Origin of the sequence: Bradyrhizobium sp., from assembly GCF_049519115.1 — a bacterium.
Taxonomy (GTDB): Bacteria; Pseudomonadota; Alphaproteobacteria; order Rhizobiales; family Xanthobacteraceae; genus Bradyrhizobium.
Genome location: NZ_JBEKRB010000012.1, coordinates 96,346 through 115,744 on the forward strand (window position 1 = coordinate 96,346; position 19,399 = coordinate 115,744).

Genomic DNA, 19,399 nt, shown 5'->3' on the forward strand with positions numbered 1-19,399 from the left:
ACATGGCTTCGATCTACGATTTCAATGCCACATCGCTCACGGGTGAGGACACCCCGCTCAAACGCTTTGAGGGCAAAGTGCTCCTGATCGTCAACACCGCAAGCGCTTGCGGATTCACGCCGCAATATAAAGGCCTCGAGGTCTTGCAGCAGAAATACGCCGCGCGCGGCTTTTCGGTACTCGGCTTCCCCTGCAACCAGTTCGGGCGCCAGGAGCCGGGCAGCGCAGCCGAGATCGGGCAGTTCTGTTCCTCGAACTACGCCGTCAGCTTTCCGATGTTCGACAAAATCGACGTCAACGGCGACAACGCCCATCCTCTGTATCAGTATCTCAAGAACGAAAAATCCGGGCTGCTCGGTTCGTCGATCAAATGGAATTTCACCAAATTCCTGATCGACCGTTCGGGAAAAGTGGTCGGGCGTCATGCGCCGACCACGACGCCGGAAGCGCTCACCAAGGATATCGAGGCATTGCTGTGAACGAGAAAAACGAATCTGGCACACCGGTCGAGTTTCCGGACCGCCTGTCCATCGATCCCCATAGCCCCTATTACAACGAGGCGATTTTGTCGCGCGACGTCGGCATTCGCTTCAAGGGCGTCGAGAAAAACAATGTCGAGGAATATTGCATCAGCGAGGGCTGGATTCGCGTTACGGCCGGCAATGCCAAGGACCGTTACGGAAACCCCTTGACCATCAAGGTGCATGGTCCGGTCGAACCTTACTTCCGGGATAAGCCGAAGACCTGACCATCGTCATGGCCGGGCTTGACCCGGCCATCCACGACTTTTCGTGGACAGATATTGAAGACGTGGATGCCCGGCACAAGGCCGGGCATGACAAGCAAAGCAAAAAGCTGAGAACAAAATGTCCGTTCGCATTCTCGACATCCAGGAAATCACCAAGCCGATCTCCTCGCCGATCCGCAACGCCTATATCGACTTCACCAAGATGACGACGAGCCTGGTCGCCGTCGTCACCGATGTCGTTCGCGACGGCAAGCGCGTGGTTGGCTACGGCTTCAATTCGAACGGCCGTTACGGGCAGGGCGGGCTGATCCGCGAGCGTTTTGCTGCGCGCATCAAGGAAGCCGATCCCAAGACGCTTCTCAACGAAGCCGGCGACAATCTCGATCCCGACAAGGTGTGGGCAACGCTGATGTCGAACGAGAAGCCCGGCGGGCACGGCGAGCGCTCGGTCGCCGTCGGCACCATCGACATGGCGGTGTGGGACGCGGTGGCGAAAGTCGCGAACAAGCCGCTGTTTTGCCTGCTCGCCGAGCGTCACAGCGTCAAGGCCAATCCGCGCGTCTTTGTCTATGCCGCCGGCGGCTATTATTATCCCGGCAAGGATATCTCGATGCTGCGGGCGGAGATGCGCGGCTATCTAGATCGCGGCTACAACGTCGTGAAGATGAAGATCGGCGGCGCATCAATCGAAGAGGATAGCGCGCGGATCGAGGCGGTGCTGAAGGAGATCGGCAAGGACGCGCAGTTGGCGGTCGATGCCAACGGCCGCTTCGATCTGGAGACCGCAATCGCCTACGCCAGGATGCTGCGCGACTATCCGCTGTTCTGGTACGAGGAAGCCGGCGATCCGCTCGACTTCCAGCTTCAGGCGGCGCTCGCCGAATTCTATCCCGCGCCGATGGCGACTGGTGAAAATCTCTTCAGCCATCAGGACGCGCGCAATCTGCTGCGCTATGGCGGCATGCGGGCCGACCGGGACTGGCTACAATTCGATTGCGCGTTGTCTTACGGGCTGTGCGAATATCAGCGCACGCTCGAGGTGCTTAAAGTGGCGGGCTGGTCGCCGAGCCGCTGCATCCCGCATGGCGGACATCAGATGTCGCTCAATATCGCCGCGGGTCTCGGGCTCGGCGGTAACGAGAGCTATCCCGACCTGTTCCAGCCCTATGGCGGTTTCCCGGACGGCGTGCGCGTGGAAAATGGGCACATCACGATGCCAGATCTTCCCGGTATCGGCTTTGAAGGAAAATCCGATCTCTACCGTGACATGAAGGCGCTCGCGGCGTAGGACGCGCGATTTCTCCGTCATTGCGAGCGCCAGCCAAAGAGTCGCGCGAATGCGCGCCGGCCGACAGGCTCCGCAATCCGGAAGACTTTCATATGCTGAAAGCTGGATTGCTTCGTCTCTTTCGCTCCTCGCAATGACGAAAACCTTTTCCGGTCGCCTTCTTAGAATCTCTCGAAGAAAACCCGCTCCCCCATGGCGCTCCCCATCCTCAATGGTCTAAGGCGGGCCACGCGAGATGTTGCGTAACATGGATCGAAATCGGCACGCGATGGATGAGCTGAACGGACGCATGATTGCTTGCCAGCTCCTGATTGCGGGCTTGATTGCGCGCGTCGCCAATGATTCTGCCGATCCCTTGCGGTTTCTCACCGATTTTCGCGACGAGATCAGAGCCGTCGTCGCTGGCGTGAACATCGCCGGAAGTGGAAATGCCGAGCGTGCGCGCGAGGCCGCCAAGCAAACCGTCGACGAATTGTTCTCGCTGATGAAGCCGCCGAGCAGCGATTGAGTCGCATGCTGAACACGCGTGAATGGTTGTCAGCTACCTGAAATTAGAACGGTTCAAATTGTCGTTTCAAATTCAAAATTAGAATCGATTTGATTTAGGAATATTCAAAGTGTCCCGGTGTTGACCGAAATTTTTTCGCTCGATACGAAACTCACCGGGGCTCGATATGGGTGTGGGACTTGATCGCCCCGAGTGAAGTTTGAAGTTGGGGCAAAAACAATGAGCCGGGTTAAGGCGCCGAAGTCGCTGCGTGTGAACGCAGTCCGCAATTCCCTTGACGAAAAACTGGATGGTTATTCCACCCGCAAGGTGTCCGCCGTGGCCAGCCTCGTTGCGGTCGCGTCGTTTTCCGGCGGTGCTGAAGCGCAGCAGTCGAATCTGCCGCCGGTTAGCGTTGATGCCCCGGTCGCGCGTGCGAAGCCGGCGAGCGCGCCGACACCGGATCAGGTGAGAGCGCGCAACGCGCTGCGCCGCGCCGCCAAGCGTCAGCAACAACAGGAAAAGCCTGCGCCGGCCGTGGCTACTCCGGCTTTGGCGCCGGATCGCGATCGCTATGCCGATCCGGCCGCGCCCTACAAGGGCGACCGCGTCCAGGCCTCGGGCAAATTCCCCGAACCGCTTCTGAACACGCCGAAGACGGTGACGGTGCTGACCAAGGACATCATCGAGGACAAGAACGCCACCACGCTCAAGCAGGCGATCCTGAGCACCGCGGGCGTCACGCTTGGAAGCGGCGAGGGCGGCAACGCGTTCGGCGACCGCTTTTTCATCCGCGGCTTCGACGCCCGCAACGACGTCTTCATCGACGGCGTGCGCGATTCGGGCGTCAGCGTTCGCGAGAATTTCTTCACCGAGCAGATCGAAATCCTGCGCGGGCCGATGTCGTCCTTTGCCGGCCGCGGCACCACTGGTGGTGCGATCAATATCGTCACCAAGGAAGCGCAGACCGACAAGAGCTTCTACAATATGGATACGACGTTCGGCACCGACGCGACCAAGCGGATCGTACTTGACGTCAACCAGGTGGTGAATCCGACGTTTGCGATTCGTGCCGGCGGCATGTTCCAGGACGCAGGTATAGCCGGCCGCAATGACGTCACCGACGACCGCAATGGCGCATTCCTCGCGACCAAGTGGACGCCTTCCGATGCGGTCAAGATCACCACGGATTACGTTCACACCGACCTGCACGGCATTCCCGATTTCGGTGTGCCGTACTACCGGCCTGGAGCGACCGGTTCGAGCAGCCAGCAGTTCACCTCGACAGCAGGCGGCCCGTTTCCGCTCTACGGCTCCAATCGCGACGAGTTCTATGGCTTCGTCAACCGTGACTTCTTCCATGTTCAGCAGGACATCGGCACGTTCAATACCGAGATCCATATCACGCCGGATCTCGTCGTCAGCGAAAAGATCCGCGACTCGCAGTCGCTCAACAATTACATCGGAACGCTGGCGGAAACTGCGATCCCGGCCACACCGTTGTCGTCGTCCACGTTCACGGCCAATCCGCAAAGCCGCTACCAAACCACCAACGTGCTCGCCAGCCAGTCGGAAGCGACCTACAAGTTCGATACCGGTGCCTTCAGGCACACGCTGACAGGCGGCGTCGAAGTCTCGCAGGAGACTTCCTCGATCGACAAATATACCGGTTTAACTTCGGAGTTGGTGACCGGGACGCCGTTCACGGGCAGCGGTTCTCTCTCCGGGGTGAGCGTTTTCAGTCCGCAATTTACCGGTCTTCCCTTCACCGGCACGCCGACGCTGACGGGCATGCCGACCAATATCCTGATCGATACGACCAGCACCTATGTGCTGGACTCGGTCAACTACCGCGACTTTCTCATCCTCAACGGCGGCATCCGTTACGACGACTACAAGATCAATACCTCCGGCTGGGGCACCGTTGGGGGCGGCGCCCCCAACACTTTCAACAGGCAAGCCGCGGAATTCGGTATGCCGAACTTCAACGTCGGCATCACGGTCAAGCCGCTGCCATACGCCAGCGTCTATGCGGCCTTTGCGACCTCGTCCGATCCGGTTGGCTCCGAATTTGACGGCACCAGCACCGCCTATGGCGGCCTCGCGCCGGTGGTGTCGGGCCAAGCAAACCAGATTTTCGGACCGGAAAAGAACAAGGCGTATGAAGTCGGCACCAAGTGGGAATTGTTCAATCGCCATCTGTTGCTGACGGGCGCGCTGTTCGAGACCACCAAGGACAACGCCCGCGAGGCCTTCAACGTCACCAGCACGGCGAACCAGACCGCCTCATGTCCCTATACGGTCACGAGTGGCAGCATTTCCTGCATTATCGCCGGGTCCGCCTATTATGTGCGCGGCATTGACCTGGAGGCCGCCGGCAAGATCACGGATAAATGGAGCGTGTTCGGCGGCATCGTGCTGATGCAGTCGCAGGTAACCAAGTCGAACGTGCCGACCGCGAACATGCCGCAGCCGCTGCTGTACACGACCGACGTCGGACTGCCGCTCGCCAACGTCGCGCATCAGTCCTTCAGCCTGTTGAGCAAGTACCAGCTCACCGATATTTGGGAACTCGGCGGCCAGGCGGTTTTCCGGTCGAAGGTCTATGGCGGCACGCTGCTCGCCGCCAATGAAGGCACTTCGATCCCGAGCTACTGGCGCTTCGATGCGTTCGCGGAGGCCAAGATCGACAAGAACTGGCGGCTCAAGCTCTACGTCAACAACATCTTCAACAAGCTCTATTACGACGCGCTCTATCAGAGCAACGCACCGTTTGCGCTGGAGGCGCCGGGTCGCGCCGCCTACCTGGTGCTGTCAGCGAGGTATTGATCCAACACGATGCTGACTTGCATTCCCAACGTGCTGAGCAAGGATGAAGTGGCGGATTTCCGCCGCATCATGGATGCCAGCACGTGGGAAGATGGCCGCTCGACCGCCGGCGCGCAATCGGCGCTGGTCAAAAGCAATGAGCAGTTGCCGCCCGACAGCGAGATCGCGCGCAAACTCGGCAACCGCATCGTCTCGCTGCTGACGTCCAATCCGCGGTTTATTTCCGCGGCGATCCCGCTGCATATCTTTCCGCCGCTGTTCAATCGCTACAACGCGGCGGAGGGGCATCATTTCGGCATCCACGTCGACAATGCCGTGCGCGGCGACCGTTTGACGGGATTGCGGATCCGCACCGATTTGTCGGTGACGCTGTTTCTGTCGGAGCCGGACGAATATGACGGCGGCGAATTGGTGGTCGAGGATCTCTGTGGCTCGCAGGAGATCAAGCTGCCGGCGGGCGATCTCGTGGTGTATCCGGCCTCCAGCCTCCACATGGTCACGCCGGTGACACGTGGTGCGCGCGTCGGCTCGTTTTTCTGGCTGCAAAGCATGATCCGCGACGCCCATGCGCGGAGTTTGATTTTCGATCTCGACGTCTCGATCCAGGCTCTGGTAGAGCGGCTTGGCCGCGACGATCCCGAGACGGTCAGGCTGACCGGCGTGTACCACAACCTGATCCGCGTCTGGGCGGAGGTGTAATCATCGCGCCGTCATTGCGAGCGATAGCGAAGCAATCCAGTTGGGGTCGCGAAACAAGTCTGGATTGCTTCGTCGCTTGCGCTCCTCGCAATGACGAGCGGGGAATCACCCCAGCCGCATGTCGAGCAGCCGGCGGCCTTCGCCCTTGAGCAGTTTCTTCACCGCATTGGACGCGACCACGGTGCCGTCATTGGCATAGGCTTCGTGGTTCTTCTCGATGTCGTCGAGACGATAGAGGTAGTTGACCATGATGCCGGCGGACTCGCGCTGGCCCTTGGCCGAAGTATCGCCGAGCCAGTTGATCCGCTCCAGCCGCGCACCGTTGCCGAGATGGAATCTCGCCACCGAATCGATCAGGCGGCCTTTGGAAGTGCGTGCCTTCAGGAAATAATGCGCAGCGAGCGGCTCGACGACAGCGCGCAATTGGCCTTCGAGTTCGGCATTCCTCCACCAGTCCGGCTCGTCCAGATGGCTGAGCAGCGACTTCTCCTCGTCGGACACCGGCAGGTCGCTGGCCGTTTTTAGCCATGACATGAAGCCCGGCACCGGCGACAGCGTCACGAAATCTTCCAGCTTCGGCAATTCGCGGCGCAATTCCTCCACCACCTGTTTGATCAGGAAGCTGCCAAAGGAAATGCCGCCGAGACCGCGCTGGGTGTTGGAGATCGAATAGAACACCGCAACGCGCGCCCGCTCGACCGCAACCGCCTGGCGATCTTCGGCCAGCAGCGGCGCGATCGCGCCAGGAATGGTTTCCGTCAGCGCCACCTCGACAAAGATCAAGGGCTCGTCGACCAGCGCGGGATGAAAGAAGGCGTAGCAGCGCCGGTCGACGGGATCGATGCGGCGGCGGAGATCGTCCCAGTCGCGAATCTCGTGCACGGCCTCATAGCGGATGATTTTTTCCAGAATGTTCGCTGGCGTCGACCAGTCAATCCTGCGCAGCACGAGAAATCCCCGATTGAACCATGAAGACAATAGATGCACGACGTCGCGGTCGAGCGCTCCAAGGGTCTTGTTGGCTTTCATCAGATCCAGCAGATCGGCGCGCATCGCCACCAGATCGCCGGTGCCGCCGGGCGCGCGGTTCAGCCTGCGGATCAATTCCTGCCGCCGCGGCTCGGAAGCAAAATGCAGGTCGCTCGCATCGGCGTTGTTCGGCTGCGTACGCCAGGCCCTGATGGCTTTCGCGAGCTTTTCGCGCTCCGGCCCGTAACTGGAAGAAAGTGTCTGGAAGAAGGAAAGCCGCTCGGTCTCATTGAGGTGACCGTAGCGATCGAGCACCTCGCGCGCCATCGCCGTGCCCGATGCTTCGCCCCGGCCCGAGAGCAGGGCTTCGCAGAGCTCGATCAGGCCGGCGGCGTCCGGCTTTTCCTCCGATGATCCCACACGGCGGAGCAGGGTGCGGCCGCGTTCGGAAATCGAGGTGAGGAGATCGGAAAAAAATGCGTTGTTCATGGAATGTCGGAATCGGCTTTTTGAGGCGGCTTCCGCTACTTTACACGAATTTATGGCTGAGGTGGTCACAATCAAGCGCGTGACATTCAGCCCGACTTGTCCGGTAACTTTCTTTTTTAAGGCTTTCCGGTGGACCGGTGCATGAGGCCCGCGTGTGACGGCCATGGGTATATGACGGTCACGGATATATAGAGTGTCCAGCCGCTGTTCGGTCAGGGACCGGACCTATTGCCGGTCGGTAAATTCGGTGGGTGTCTTGCCGGTCACCTGGCGGAACGCATGCGAGAAGGCCGGCACGCTGGCATAGCCGAACTCCCGGGCGATCTGCTTGACCGAGACGCCGGCTTTGGTGGACAACTTTTCGATGGCCGCCGCGATGCGTGCGCGCTGGCACCAGCTTTTGAAACTCAGTTGCGTTTCCGACGAAAACAGCCGCGACAAGGTTCGCGCCGACGCGCCGACCTTGCGTGCCAGGGTCTCGATTTCATGTGAAGAAGCGGGATCGCCGAGCACGATCTCGGCTGCGCGACGGCAGCGCGGCTCCTGGGGCAGCGGGATAAAGGTTGCCGAATCCTCGGCACGATGCAGTTCGAGCACGGCGAGCCGGATCAGAAGCGCAGTGCGCTCGGCGTCATTGCGCTCGTCGAACAAAGCGAGGATCGACTCGTGCAATAGACCGGACACGCGCACCACGAATTCGGAATCCAGGCTTGAAAGGAGTTTCTTGCGGCCGAGCCACTTCAGGTCGAAATACAGTGTGCGCATGTCGATGTCGGCGAGCACATCGATCGCGTGTTCGAGCCGGGCCGGCACCCATACCGCGCGATCCGGCGGCACCAGCCAGCGTCCCCTCGGGGTCGTGACCTGCATCGTGCCTTTAGCGGCGTACACAAGCTGCGCCTCGCGGTGCATGTGGGTGTCGAGCCGCACGCCCTTCTTGTAGTGGTTTGCAATCAAATGAACGCCGTCGCCGGTCGAGGTCCGGCGTCCCCGGATCGCAGCAATTGGCTTTTCGGCGATATTCATTGGCCGCATCCCGTCAGCGCATGTCCGTATAACCTATTTCGGTTATTGCAGGAATCATCCATGAACAACCCCACTCGCGTTATCGGCTTTGTCAACGCCGGCCATTTCATCGACCATTATTCGATGCTGATTTTCGCCGCCGCCGTCATCATCATGGGGCCGGCGCTCGGCATGGCCTATTCCGAACTGCTGCCGTATGCCACGCCGGGTTTCGTCGCCTTTGGCGCGGGCTCGCTGTTGACCGGATGGCTCGGCGACCGCTGGAGCCGCCGCCACATGATGGCGATCTTCTTTGTCGGCATCGGCGCCTCGATGATATCAGTCGGCTTCGTCCAGACGCCGCTCGAACTCGGCGCCGCTTTGTTGGCGATCGGTCTGTTCGCCTCGATCTATCACCCCGTCGGCACCGCGATGATCGTCTCCTATGCCGAGGCGCTCGGCCGCGAGATGGGTATCAACGGCGTGTGGGGCAATCTCGGCGTGGCGTCGTCGGCGCTGGTCACCGGCGTTGTCGGTCAGTATCTCGGCTGGCGCTGGGCCTTCATCCTGCCGGGTATCGTCACGATCGGAATCGGGCTTTGCTTCATGGCGATGGTGCGTCACGAAGACCGCAGTAATGTGAAGCAGGCGGCAGCGCAGGCCCGCGTCGCCAAGAAAGATATGTGGCGGGTGATCGTGGCGCTTTTGATCGTGGTGATCGCAATCTCCACCACCTTCAACGCGGTGACGGTGGCGCTGCCGAAACTGTTCGCCGAGCGACTGAATGGCCTCACCCAAAGCCCGGCGCTGTTGGGCGTGATCGCGGCCTGTGTCTATGTGTTCGGCGCGATGACGCAATACACGATCGGAAAATTAATCGACCGCTATTCGCTGAAAGCGGTGTCGCTGCCGCTGTCATTCGTGCTGGCGCCGTTTCTGTACGTCGCGGCCGAGCTGTCGAACTTGCCGCTCATCATCGCCGCGATCGGCATCGTGATGGGCGCGTTCGGCCAGGTCACCGTCAACGACGCCATGGTCGGCAAATACACCAGCGAGGAATGGCGCTCGCGCGCCTATGCCGTGCGCTATTTCGTCGGCTTTACCGCCGCCGGTGTTTCGGTCGGCCTGGTGGCGTGGCTCTACCAGCAGGGCGGATTCGTCACCATGCTGCACGCCTTTGCCGGCCTGTGTCTCCTGATCGTTGCGGCTGCGATCATTCTGCCGGTCGAGATCAGGACACAGGCTGCTAGAGCGAATTGAAGGTACGCCGGCGACATGGGCGGGAAATATGGCCTGATTCTTGAATAACGAACTCACGGGCTCAGACAGCGTCGTCGTGTCGTGAGGTTCTTATGGATATGCCATCGAGTGCCCCGGACGGCGGCCTGATCGATCGTGCGGTATCTCATCTCGATCTCGGCCAGGCGGGATCGATCCAAGAAACAATCCAAGACCAGGCGAAATTCCTTCATGCCGGCAGTCCATGGTTCCTGGCGCTGACCGCGCTTGGCGTCGTGTTCGGCGATATCGGTACCAGTCCCCTTTACGCATTTCAGGTCGCGCTGACAGGACTGGGCCATCCGGCTCCGACCGCGGCGGAGGTCATGGGCCTGGTCTCGCTCATTCTTTGGGCACTGATGGTGATGGTGTCGCTCAAATACGTGGTCTTCGTGCTGCGGGCCGACAATGACGGCGAGGGCGGAATCCTGGCGCTGCTGTCGCTGGTTGCTTCCGACCAGATCGCCAAGGGCGCCAGGCTTTCCGTGCTGGTGCTGCTGGGCGTAATCGGCGCCTCGCTGCTTTACGGCGACGGCGTCATTACGCCGGCGATCTCGGTGTTGTCGGCGATGGAGGGCCTCAAGCTGGTGGCGCCGGCCTTCGAGCATTTCATTCTGCCGGCCACGATTGCGGTGCTGGTCGGTTTGTTCGTCATCCAGCGGCATGGCACCGAGCGCATCGGCAAACTATTCGGACCGATCATGGTGGTGTGGTTCGTCGTGATCGGCGCACTCGGCGCGGCCAATATCTTCGCGGCGCCGGCCATTCTCGGCGCCGTCAATCCGCTTGAGGCCGCGCGCTTCCTCGCCGCCGATCCCAAGGTTTCCTTCGTCGTGATCGGCGCGGTGTTCCTCGCGCTCACCGGCGGCGAGGCGCTCTATGCCGACATGGGTCATGTCGGCGCTAGCGCCATTCGCCGCGCCTGGTTCGGATTGGTGTTGCCGGCGCTGTTGTTGAATTATTTCGGGCAAGGCGCGCTGATCCTCGCCGATCCCAGTGCCATCGACAATCCGTTCTACAAACTGGCGCCCGGCTGGGCGTTGATCCCGATGCTGGTGCTGGCGACGGCCGCGACCATCATTGCATCGCAGGCGCTGGTATCGGGCGTATTTTCGCTGACGCGTCAGGCGATGCAGATGGGACTGTGTCCGCGCGCGCGGATCGTTCCGACCTCGGCCGACGAAGCCGGGCAAATCTACGTTCCCGCCGCCAACTGGCTGTTGATGACGGGCACGCTGCTGACGGTCGTGCTGTTCAGATCGTCCGACAGCCTTGCCGCCGCCTACGGCATCGCCGTGTCCGGCACCATGCTGATCACGACGATCCTGCTTTATCGGGTGGCGGTCGCACGATGGAAATGGCCGCCCGGCATCGCCATTCCCGTGATCGCGATCTTCGGCGCGATCGACGCGACCTTCCTGGTTTCGAACTCCATCAAGATCGTCGAAGGCGGATGGTTTCCGCTGATCGTCGGCACGCTGATCGCGACGCTGATGCTGAGCTGGCGCAAGGGTTCGTCGGAAGTCCGAAACCGGCTTCACGACATGTCGATGCCGCTGAAGGAGTTTCTCCCTTATGCCGACAAGACGGTGATCGGCCGCGCGGCGGGCATGGGGGTGTGGCTGACCAAGGTCGATCACGGCGCATCGCCGATGCTGCTGCGCCATATCGAACACAACCGTGTGCTGCATGAGACCGTGGTGCTGTTGACGTTCCTGCCCGACCGCAGGCCGCGGGTGCCGTTTCACGAGCGGCATTCGGTGCACCGTCTCGGTCACGGCTTCTACCGGATCCAGGTCCGGCTCGGCTTCATGCAGACGCCGGATATTCCGCTGAGCCTGATCAACTGCAACAAGCTTGGGTTCGAAGCCGACCTCGACCACAAGAATTACTACATCGCGCACGAGACCATCGTGCGCCGCGAAGCGAGTTCGGCGATGGACCCGATCTCCTTTGCGATCTTCTCGTTCCTCAACCGGATCGCGAGCCGGGCGCCAGATTTTTTCAAGATTCCCCAGGACGCCATCATCGAGGTGGGCTTCCGCGTCGAAATCTGACCAGCGGTCGCCGCTCTTGCTCGGCAGACACAGGCCGCACAGTCGGGCTAGGCTTGAGGCCCCAACGGCCGATTCGCTGCCGGAAAATCCAGGCGCTTCAGCGGTATTGGCAGCGGGAATTGTCCCAAACCGGGCCTTTGGCCCGGCATGCTGTTTGCATTCTTTTTAGCCAATGTCCCCATTTGCCATATTTTTGCGGGGGAACTTGCCAACGAGCGGAGGCCCAATGACCATTGCAACCACAGTACCGATGGCCGGCGTTGAACGTTCGAGCATGAACTCCATCGTGTTTGCGAGCTGCTTTGGCACCATCATCGAATGGTACGACTTTCTGATCTACGCCACCGCGGCGGCGCTGGTGTTCAACAAGGCCTTCTTCCCGACCTTCGATCCGCTCGCCGGCACATTGGCCGCGCTCGGCAGTTACGCGGTTGGATTTCTAGCCCGCCCGCTGGGCGGCGCGCTGTTCGGCCATTTCGGCGATCGGCTTGGCCGCAAATCCATGCTGGTGCTGACGCTGTTCATCATGGGTCTGAGCACCTTTTTCATCGGCCTGTTGCCGACCTACGCCTCGATCGGGGTGTTTGCGCCGATGCTTCTGATCCTGCTGCGCGTCATCCAGGGCATCGGGCTTGGCGGCGAATGGGGCGGCGCCTCGCTGATGGTGCTCGAGCACGCGCCGGCCGACAAGCGCGGCCTCTACACGAGCTTCGTCCAGATCGGGTTTCCGATCGGGCTGGTGCTGGCCTCGCTGGTGTTCAGACTTGTCACCAAATTGCCAGAAGCGGATTTTGGCAGCTATGGCTGGCGCATTCCGTTCCTCATTAGCATCGTCCTGCTTGGCGTCGGCACTTTTGTCCGCTCGCGGGTACCGGAGACGCCGGTATTCGAGGGCATGAAGCAGCGTGACGGTCTTTCCAAAAATCCGGTGGGCGAAGCCGTCGGCAAGAATGCCAGATCCTTCCTGATTGCCGTCGGCCTGAAACTCTCCGAGGTGTCGTGGGTTTATATGCTGACGGTGTTCGTCGTCGGCTACGCCACGACGAAACTCGGTCTTGCCAAATCGCTGATGCTCGACGCGGTGATGTACGCCGCGCTGCTCGAACTCGTGAGCCTGCCGCTGTTCGGCTGGCTGTCGGACAAGTTCGGGCGCCGGCCGTTTTATATTCTTGGCGCGCTGTTCACGATCGTCTTTGCATTCCCGTTGTTCTGGATGGTGGAGAGCAAGAGCACGGTGCTGATCTTCACCGGCATCATGATCGCGATGAATTTCGGCCACGGCATGATGTTTGGCCTGGAATCCTGCTACTTCCCGGAACTGTTCGGCCCCCGCGTGCGCTACAGCGGCGCGTCGTTCGGCTTTCAGGTTTCGGCGGCGATCGGCGGCGGCTTCGCACCGATCCTCGCCACCGCGCTCGCCGGCTATTTCGGGGGCACCGGCGGCGTCGCAATCATGATGATCATTCTCGCGCTGATTACATTGGCTGCCGCCTTTGCGGCCCGCGAAACCCGCGGCGGCTCGCTGACGGATTAATCCTTCCATGCGCTTCGGCATCTTCATCTATGACGGTGTCGAACCGATCGATCTCGCCACCTTCGGCGTGCTGTCGATGGCGCGCCGGATTGCGCCGGAAATTTCGATCTGCACCATCGCGCCCCGCGCAGGTCTCGTCGCGCTTGCCAACGGCCTGAGTGTTTCGGCCGACTACGGCATTGACGATGCGCCCGCGTGCGACGTCGTCATCGTCACCGGCGGTCCCGGCTGGACCGTGCAGGCGAAGGCGCCCGCGACGCTCGATTATATCCGCCATGTCCATGCCGCAGGCCGTATCGCCTCGGTCTGCACCGGCGGCATGATCCTCGCCGCCAGCGGCGTACTGGACGGCGGGGCTGCTACGACCAAACGCGAGGTGGTGCCGCCGGAGACGTCACCGGTCGAGGTAATGCGGAAAACCTATGCCGCCATCGATGTGCGCGAGGCGATGCTGGTCGAGCGCCCCGACCGCGTCGTGACCGGCGGCGGCGTGACGCTCTGCATCGACACCACGCTGCATCTGCTCGCTACCATGCTCGGTGAGCGCGTCGCCGATGAGACCGCGCGGATCATGGAATACAGCCGCGCCTGGCGAGCCAACCGCGAGGCGTTCGCGCCGGTGCTTTCCGCCAAGCGCACGAGCTGAGACGAATAGCTGCCTCACCGAATTTTCATTCAAAGCATGGTGTTGCGGCCTGCGCTGATCGGCCATAATGAACGGGCTTAAGGCCCGAAGTTCAACAACGGGCCGGTGGGAGAAGGATTCATGCGTCATGTGTTTTTCGGCGGTCTCATTCTGGGCGTCTCGATCATGCTGACCGGTGTTGCCAATGCCGACGGCCTGAAAGATGAAATCGCGCCGACCGGCAAGCTGCGGGTCGCGATCGGGATTAGTGCTGCCGGCGGCGCGTACTGGTCGACGAAAACCGAAAACGGTTATGCCGGCGTGCCGGTCGACCTCGGCAAGGCGATGGCGGATCAGCTGGGCCTGCGGATCGAATATGTCGCTTTCCCGAATTCGGGGCAGATCACGGACGCGGCCGCCAAGGGCGCCTGGGACGTGAGTTTTCTGCCCGAGGATCCCGAGCGCGCCAAGAAGATCGCGTTCGGCCCGATCTACGAGGTGGCCGAGGCGACCTACATCGTCAAAGCAGGTTCGACGATCAAGAATTTCGCCGATCTCGATCAGCCCGGCGTCAAGGTCGTGGCGGTCAACGACACCACCACCATGCGCGGCGCGGAGGCGCATCTGAAGCAGGCCAAGGTCAGCGGTTATCAGACGTTTGACGAAATCTTCAGCCTGCTCAAAAATGGCGAAGTCGATGCGTTTGCGCTGTCGCGCGACCAGCTCAATGCGCTTTCGAAAAAGCTTCCGGGCACGCGCGTGCTCGATGAAACCTTCAGGCAGACGGTGACGGCGGTGGCCGTTCCGCTCAATCATCCTCTGTCGCTCGAATACGCCAGCAAGTTCATGACCGAGGCCAAGGCCAACGGCCTGTTGCGCAAGGCGTTCGACAATAACGGGCTGAAGGACACCCCGCTGCGGGCGAAGTGACCACTTCGCTGGGCCTAATGGTTCCCCTGGCGATGCAACGCATCGTCCGGTGACGCGCGACGTTTTATGCGCTGTTCGCTGACGGCCTCGCTTTCGCTCTGCCTGCTCGGGCGCGCCGCGCTCCTCACCATGAGGGTTTAGCCCCTCATCCTGAGGAGCGGCCACTTGGCCGCGTCTCCGAGGATGAGCCCGAACGAGTTACTTCCCGCTCTCAATCGGCTCAAGCCCGCTGTTGACGATGGTCTCCCGCGCCGCCGGCGAGGCGAGGAACCTGATCAGCGCCTTGGCGGCTTCCGGCTCCTTCGACACGGCAGCGACGCCGGCGGAGAACACCGTGACCTTCTGCAGGGCGTCCGGCAGCGGGCCGACGATGTCGATTCCCGGGACCGGCTTCAATTCGCTGATCTGCTGCATGCCAATCTCGGCATCGCCGCGCGCCACGATTTCAGCCACCGGAGTTGCGGGAATTTTCCGCGCCTTGTCCTTCATCTCGGCCGCGATGCCGAGCTTGTCGAACATCTCGGTCGAGATGTAGACGCCGCTGGCGCTGTCGGAATAGGCGACCGTCTTCGCCGCCAGCAGCGCGCGCTTGACCGCGTCCACGGAAGAGATGTCGGGCTTCGGGCTGCCTGCCTTGACCGCAACGCCGATCTTGGAGTTGACGAGGTCGACGCGGTCGCTGGCCTTGCCTTTCTTGATCAGGTCGTCGAGCGCGTAGCCGACCAAAATCAGGACGTCGGCGGGTTCGCCGCGCTCCAGCCGCACCGGAATCGCATTCACCGTCGTGCCCATCGACGGGCCATAGGCCGTGATCACCTTGTTGCCGGTCGCCTTCTCGAATTCCGGCACCAGCGTGTTGTAGGCCGCCGACAAACCGCCCGAGATCATCACGTGCACCTCGGCCGCGCTCGCAGCAGCGGGGAGCAGCAGCAGGATCGCAACGCCGGCGAACAGGCTGCGGAATTGGGCGGTCAACGGCTTCATGATCATTCCTCCCGGAGGCGCTCTTCTGTACGGCCCTCTTATCTTGCACGAGCCTACAAGGCAATGCGGAGGGGTCATATCAGGAAGTCACCTGCGAGGAGCGCGCGGCTTCGGCTTGCGCTAGGAAGTCTGCGCAAGCACGGGCGGCGCCGCCTGGTAGTCGGGTGCCGAGGCGAGGAATTGCGCATAGGCGGCCGCATCGGGCGGCGTGAACTTTTCCTTCAGGGCATTGCGGCGGCGCTGCGTTGTGCCGATGTCGGCCAGCAGCTCGTCGAAATGCTTGAAGTGATAAGGCGCGACGCACAGCCCGCCATAGACGCCTGCAGCCGGCCGCTCGACGCGCTTGAAATGCAGCATCATCTCGATGTTGTCGCGCATCGCTTGCGCGCTTGGCTGACGTGACAGCTGGCCGTCGGCATAGCGCACCAGCCAGTGCGCGGCCATGTCGGCGCAGAGCACGGTGCAGAAGCTGGAGTTGAAGCCGACAAAGCCGAGCTCCGGCAGATCCGGATTGGCGATCAGCCGATAGAGGCGATACTGGCCATCGGGCTCGACCAGTTTGCTGCGGTATTCCTCGGGCAGGAACGGCACCCCCAATCTGTAGCCAATCGCCAGCACCGCGATGTCGCAGCCTGCGCGCGCGCCATTGCTCATGACGATCTGGTCGCCTTCATAACGATCGAAGGTGCCGCGGATTGCCTTGATGCGGCCGTCTGCAACCATCGGGTAGAAGCCGGGGGTTGCGATCGGCACCGAGCAATTGACGCCGTCCTCGATCCTGGTCTCCGGGACCATTTTGCATTTGGCGAGCTTGAGCTGCGCCTTCAAAAGGCTCTCCAGCCCACGCCAGTTCGCCCACACGAATGGCTTTGCGATTTGATGCGCAAGCCGCGCCATCGGACCGATGCCCCAGCTCGCAAACATCTCCTCCTGCGCGCGGATGTAGAGGATGCGCTTGAAGTTGACGAGGCCGCCGATAAAATAGGGGATGCGCCAGACCGGCTCGCGGTAGACGATGGTGACCTCGCGCGCGCCGGAATTGACCGCGTTCACTGCGATGTCGGTCGCGGATTTCGAGCCGCCGAGCACCACGACCCGGCGTCCCTTGGCGAGCGACGCATCGCCATAATGCGACGAGTGTAGGATCTGGCCGCCTTGCGCCTTGAACGCGTCCTCGCCGGGAAGGCGCAAGTCTTGCGGATCGTTGAACTGGCCGGTGCAGATCGCGACGAAGTCGAAGTCTTCGCGGCTGGTCTGGTCCGGCGTCGTCAATTCCAGGGTCCAGCCGGGCTTGCCGTCGGCGCGGCGGCTCATGGCGGCGACCGCGGTGTTGAAGCGGATCAAGCGGTCGAGGCCGTGGCCTGATGCGTAGTCCTTGAGATAGGCGTGCACCTGAGGCCCCTTCGGCCATTCCGGATAGGAGTCCGGCATGGCCTTGTCGGTGTAGCGATAGAGGTCCTTGGGGCTTTGGGTCTGGACATCGGGATAGGTCCGCGAGGGATCCCAGACACCGCCCAGATTGGTGCTTTTCTCGACAATCGTAACCGTGTGACCGCGCGCGGCAAACGCCTTGGCCGCCGCGAGGCCGGAAACGCCGGCGCCGATCACGCAAACCTGCTTCTGGCTGACCATGTCTGTGCTCCGATGTTTGAGGCACCCGCCGCCATTCGGCCGCGAAGGGCGGCGCGTGCCTTGTCGTGGACCCGCCGCTTGGGCGCTAGTCGTTGGCTGCTAGTCGTTGGCCTCGGGCGGCAGGAAATCCACCTCGTGCTGAGCCGAGATACGCACCACTTCCACCGGATCAGTCAGGTTGTGCAGTTTGTCGAACAGCGCTTCCAGCTTCTGCATCGGCGACACCCAGAACAGCGCGCGCGCCGGCTTGTCGGACTTGTTGAAATAGCCGTGCGGTATGCCGCGCGGCAGGCGCACGAGGTCGCCTGCCTTGGCCTTTACCCAGACGCCGTCGAGCTTCAGGTCCAGGACGCCTTCCTGCACCAGGATGAACTCGTCCTGGGTGGGGTGGATGTGCACCGGCACGAACTGCCCGGGATCGCTGTTGGTCTCGAACGCGAAGGTGGACTCGGTCACGGCCTTGGGGAAGTAGACCTGACCCAGGATATTCCAGGTCTTGTCCTGAAAACCCTCGCCGTTGGGTGTGATGCCTTTCTCGAGTGCCGCCATGATCTTTCCCTCCGGTTGATCGTGGGCCGCAGCATCGGCCGCTCGGCGGCTCCTGTCTATCCGATAAACGAATCCGTCGTTTGGGACCTGCGCGGCGGCGCCGCGAAGAGCTTGGGCAGATTGCCTATTGTTCGCTCCAGCCGGCCGCTTGCCAGCGGACGAAACTATTATAAGCTTCAAGTAGATGTCGGAAGCGAGGTCTTGATTTCGAAGGCGAGCCTGTGGCGGACGCGGTCATTCCGAAAAGCGCTTGTGAGCCGATTTCACCCGACGCTGCAAGGCCTGGGTGTTCAAGGCTTGCGGGTTCAAGGCTTGCGGGTTCAAGGCTTGCGGGCTTTTGTCGCGTCGCCACGGTAGCGTCGACGACGCGGCTGAGCAGATTGGACGGATATTCTGTCCCCATGCGCTCGAGCCGCTGAGCTCGGCATCGTCGGCTTTTTCGGCGCGGCACAATTGCGCACCCTTCGACGGCTTCTCCATCAACTACGTCGCCTATGGCGGATCGGTGATGATCGATCCCGGCTGCCCGGAGCGTTTTTTCCTGGTGCAGCTTCCCTTGTCCGGGTCGGCGCGGGTGCGCACGGCTTCGCAGGACATCGGATGCGCGCCCGATATTGCGGCCTCGCTGCTGTCGCCGACGTGCCGACCGAGATGCTGTGGGAGAATGATTGCGCCCAGCTCATTCTTCTGGTGGAGCGAAAGCTGGTCGAACAGCGCGCGGCGGCGCTGGCCGGGCTGCCTTTGCAGACGGTCGAATTTGATCCGCTGATCGATTTGCGGCGGCCGGCGGGCCGCGGCTTGCGGGCACAGATGGAAGCGCTTGCCGACCTTGCCGAGTGCCTCGATGCTGGCCGTACCCTGTCGGCGGTCACCGCTGCCGATTGCCGCGAGGCGCTGCTCGATGCGCTTCTCCTCAGGCACCGCCATGGGCTGTCGGAACCGATCAGCAAATTCTCGGGCGCGGGCGAGACCTTGCCCGGCGCGCTGCGACGGGCGCGTGATTGCCTCCATGCCCATGCCGCCGAGCCGCTCGATCTCGCGCAGCTGGCGGCCGCATCCGGCATCCGCGCGCTGCAGCTCGGCTTCCAGCGCCATTTCGGCACCTCGATCTCGCAGATGCTGCTGGAGATCCGCTTGTCGCATCTCAATGCGCAGCTAAAGCGGGCAGCGCCCGATGCGCGCATCATCGATCTCGCCTTCGATCTTGGCTTCACCCATCTCGGCCGTATGGCGGGCGCCTATCGCGCCAAGTTCGGCGAGACGCCATCGGCGACACTGCGGCTGCATTGACGGTCA

16 protein-coding genes and 1 pseudogene are annotated in these 19,399 nt (G+C 61.8%); 12 read left to right on the top strand and 5 right to left on the bottom strand.

Annotation, left to right across the window (positions count from 1 at the left end):
* The first annotated feature begins 2 nt into the window (after nt 1–2).
* The 6 genes from ABSE61_RS12335 to ABSE61_RS12360 all read left to right on the top strand — a co-directional run bounded on the left by ABSE61_RS12335 (nt 3) and on the right by ABSE61_RS12360 (nt 6,051).
* Nucleotides 3–479, top strand: coding sequence for a glutathione peroxidase (locus ABSE61_RS12335; protein ID WP_423871386.1), 477 nt, complete (start codon nt 3–5; stop codon nt 477–479).
* A complete protein-coding gene (locus ABSE61_RS12340; protein WP_423871387.1) occupies nt 476–748 on the top strand; it encodes a DUF3297 family protein in 273 nt (90 codons plus the stop codon). Before ABSE61_RS12335 ends, ABSE61_RS12340 begins: the two co-directional genes overlap by 4 nt.
* A gap of 118 nt (nt 749–866) precedes the next feature.
* Nucleotides 867–2,036, top strand: coding sequence for a mandelate racemase/muconate lactonizing enzyme family protein (locus ABSE61_RS12345; protein ID WP_423871388.1), 1,170 nt, complete (start codon nt 867–869; stop codon nt 2,034–2,036).
* A 268-nt stretch (nt 2,037–2,304) separates the two neighbouring features.
* On the top strand, nt 2,305–2,544 hold the full coding sequence (locus tag ABSE61_RS12350; RefSeq protein WP_423871425.1) for a hypothetical protein: 240 nt from the start codon (nt 2,305–2,307) through the stop codon (nt 2,542–2,544).
* 219 nt (nt 2,545–2,763) lie between these two features.
* On the top strand, nt 2,764–5,352 hold the full coding sequence (locus tag ABSE61_RS12355) for a TonB-dependent receptor (RefSeq protein WP_423871389.1): 2,589 nt from the start codon (nt 2,764–2,766) through the stop codon (nt 5,350–5,352).
* 9 nt (nt 5,353–5,361) lie between these two features.
* Entirely contained in the window at nt 5,362–6,051 is a 690-nt protein-coding gene (locus ABSE61_RS12360) for a Fe2+-dependent dioxygenase (protein WP_423871390.1), read from the top strand.
* Between the two features lie 105 nt (nt 6,052–6,156).
* On the opposite strand, the gene ABSE61_RS12365 is transcribed toward ABSE61_RS12360, so the two are convergent.
* A complete protein-coding gene (locus ABSE61_RS12365) occupies nt 6,157–7,509 on the bottom strand; it encodes a malonyl-CoA decarboxylase (protein WP_423871391.1) in 1,353 nt (450 codons plus the stop codon).
* Between the two features lie 225 nt (nt 7,510–7,734).
* Nucleotides 7,735–8,535, bottom strand: coding sequence for an AraC family transcriptional regulator (locus ABSE61_RS12370; RefSeq protein WP_423871392.1), 801 nt, complete (start codon nt 8,533–8,535; stop codon nt 7,735–7,737).
* Between the two features lie 60 nt (nt 8,536–8,595).
* Between ABSE61_RS12370 and ABSE61_RS12375 the strand changes: the two genes are divergently transcribed.
* From ABSE61_RS12375 to ABSE61_RS12395, 5 genes are all read left to right on the top strand, one after another.
* Nucleotides 8,596–9,774: an MFS transporter gene (locus ABSE61_RS12375; RefSeq protein WP_423871393.1), complete on the top strand. Its 1,179-nt coding sequence runs from the start codon at nt 8,596–8,598 to the stop codon at nt 9,772–9,774.
* A gap of 92 nt (nt 9,775–9,866) precedes the next feature.
* On the top strand, nt 9,867–11,849 hold the full coding sequence (locus tag ABSE61_RS12380) for a potassium transporter Kup (RefSeq protein WP_423871394.1): 1,983 nt from the start codon (nt 9,867–9,869) through the stop codon (nt 11,847–11,849).
* Between the two features lie 226 nt (nt 11,850–12,075).
* A complete protein-coding gene (locus ABSE61_RS12385; RefSeq protein ID WP_423871395.1) occupies nt 12,076–13,383 on the top strand; it encodes an MFS transporter in 1,308 nt (435 codons plus the stop codon).
* A gap of 7 nt (nt 13,384–13,390) precedes the next feature.
* Nucleotides 13,391–14,029: a DJ-1/PfpI family protein gene (locus ABSE61_RS12390; RefSeq protein ID WP_423871396.1), complete on the top strand. Its 639-nt coding sequence runs from the start codon at nt 13,391–13,393 to the stop codon at nt 14,027–14,029.
* Nucleotides 14,030–14,149: 120 nt separating this feature from the next.
* A complete protein-coding gene (locus ABSE61_RS12395) occupies nt 14,150–14,938 on the top strand; it encodes a transporter substrate-binding domain-containing protein (protein ID WP_423871397.1) in 789 nt (262 codons plus the stop codon).
* Between the two features lie 198 nt (nt 14,939–15,136).
* Here ABSE61_RS12395 and ABSE61_RS12400 read toward each other — a convergent pair whose 3' ends face one another.
* The 3 genes from ABSE61_RS12400 to ABSE61_RS12410 all read right to left on the bottom strand — a co-directional run bounded on the left by ABSE61_RS12400 (nt 15,137) and on the right by ABSE61_RS12410 (nt 18,103).
* Complete coding sequence (locus ABSE61_RS12400; protein WP_423871398.1) at nt 15,137–15,922, bottom strand: substrate-binding domain-containing protein; 786 nt, start codon at nt 15,920–15,922, stop codon at nt 15,137–15,139.
* A 120-nt stretch (nt 15,923–16,042) separates the two neighbouring features.
* Complete coding sequence (locus ABSE61_RS12405) at nt 16,043–17,554, bottom strand: flavin-containing monooxygenase (protein ID WP_423871399.1); 1,512 nt, start codon at nt 17,552–17,554, stop codon at nt 16,043–16,045.
* Nucleotides 17,555–17,653: 99 nt separating this feature from the next.
* Nucleotides 17,654–18,103 (bottom strand): cupin domain-containing protein, encoded by a 450-nt coding sequence (locus tag ABSE61_RS12410; protein ID WP_423871400.1) that lies wholly within the window; start codon nt 18,101–18,103, stop codon nt 17,654–17,656.
* Nucleotides 18,104–18,363: 260 nt separating this feature from the next.
* On the opposite strand from ABSE61_RS12410, the pseudogene ABSE61_RS12415 reads away from it, so the two are divergent.
* Nucleotides 18,364–19,393 (top strand): annotated as a pseudogene (locus ABSE61_RS12415) (AraC family transcriptional regulator).
* Nucleotides 19,394–19,399 lie beyond the last annotated feature (6 nt).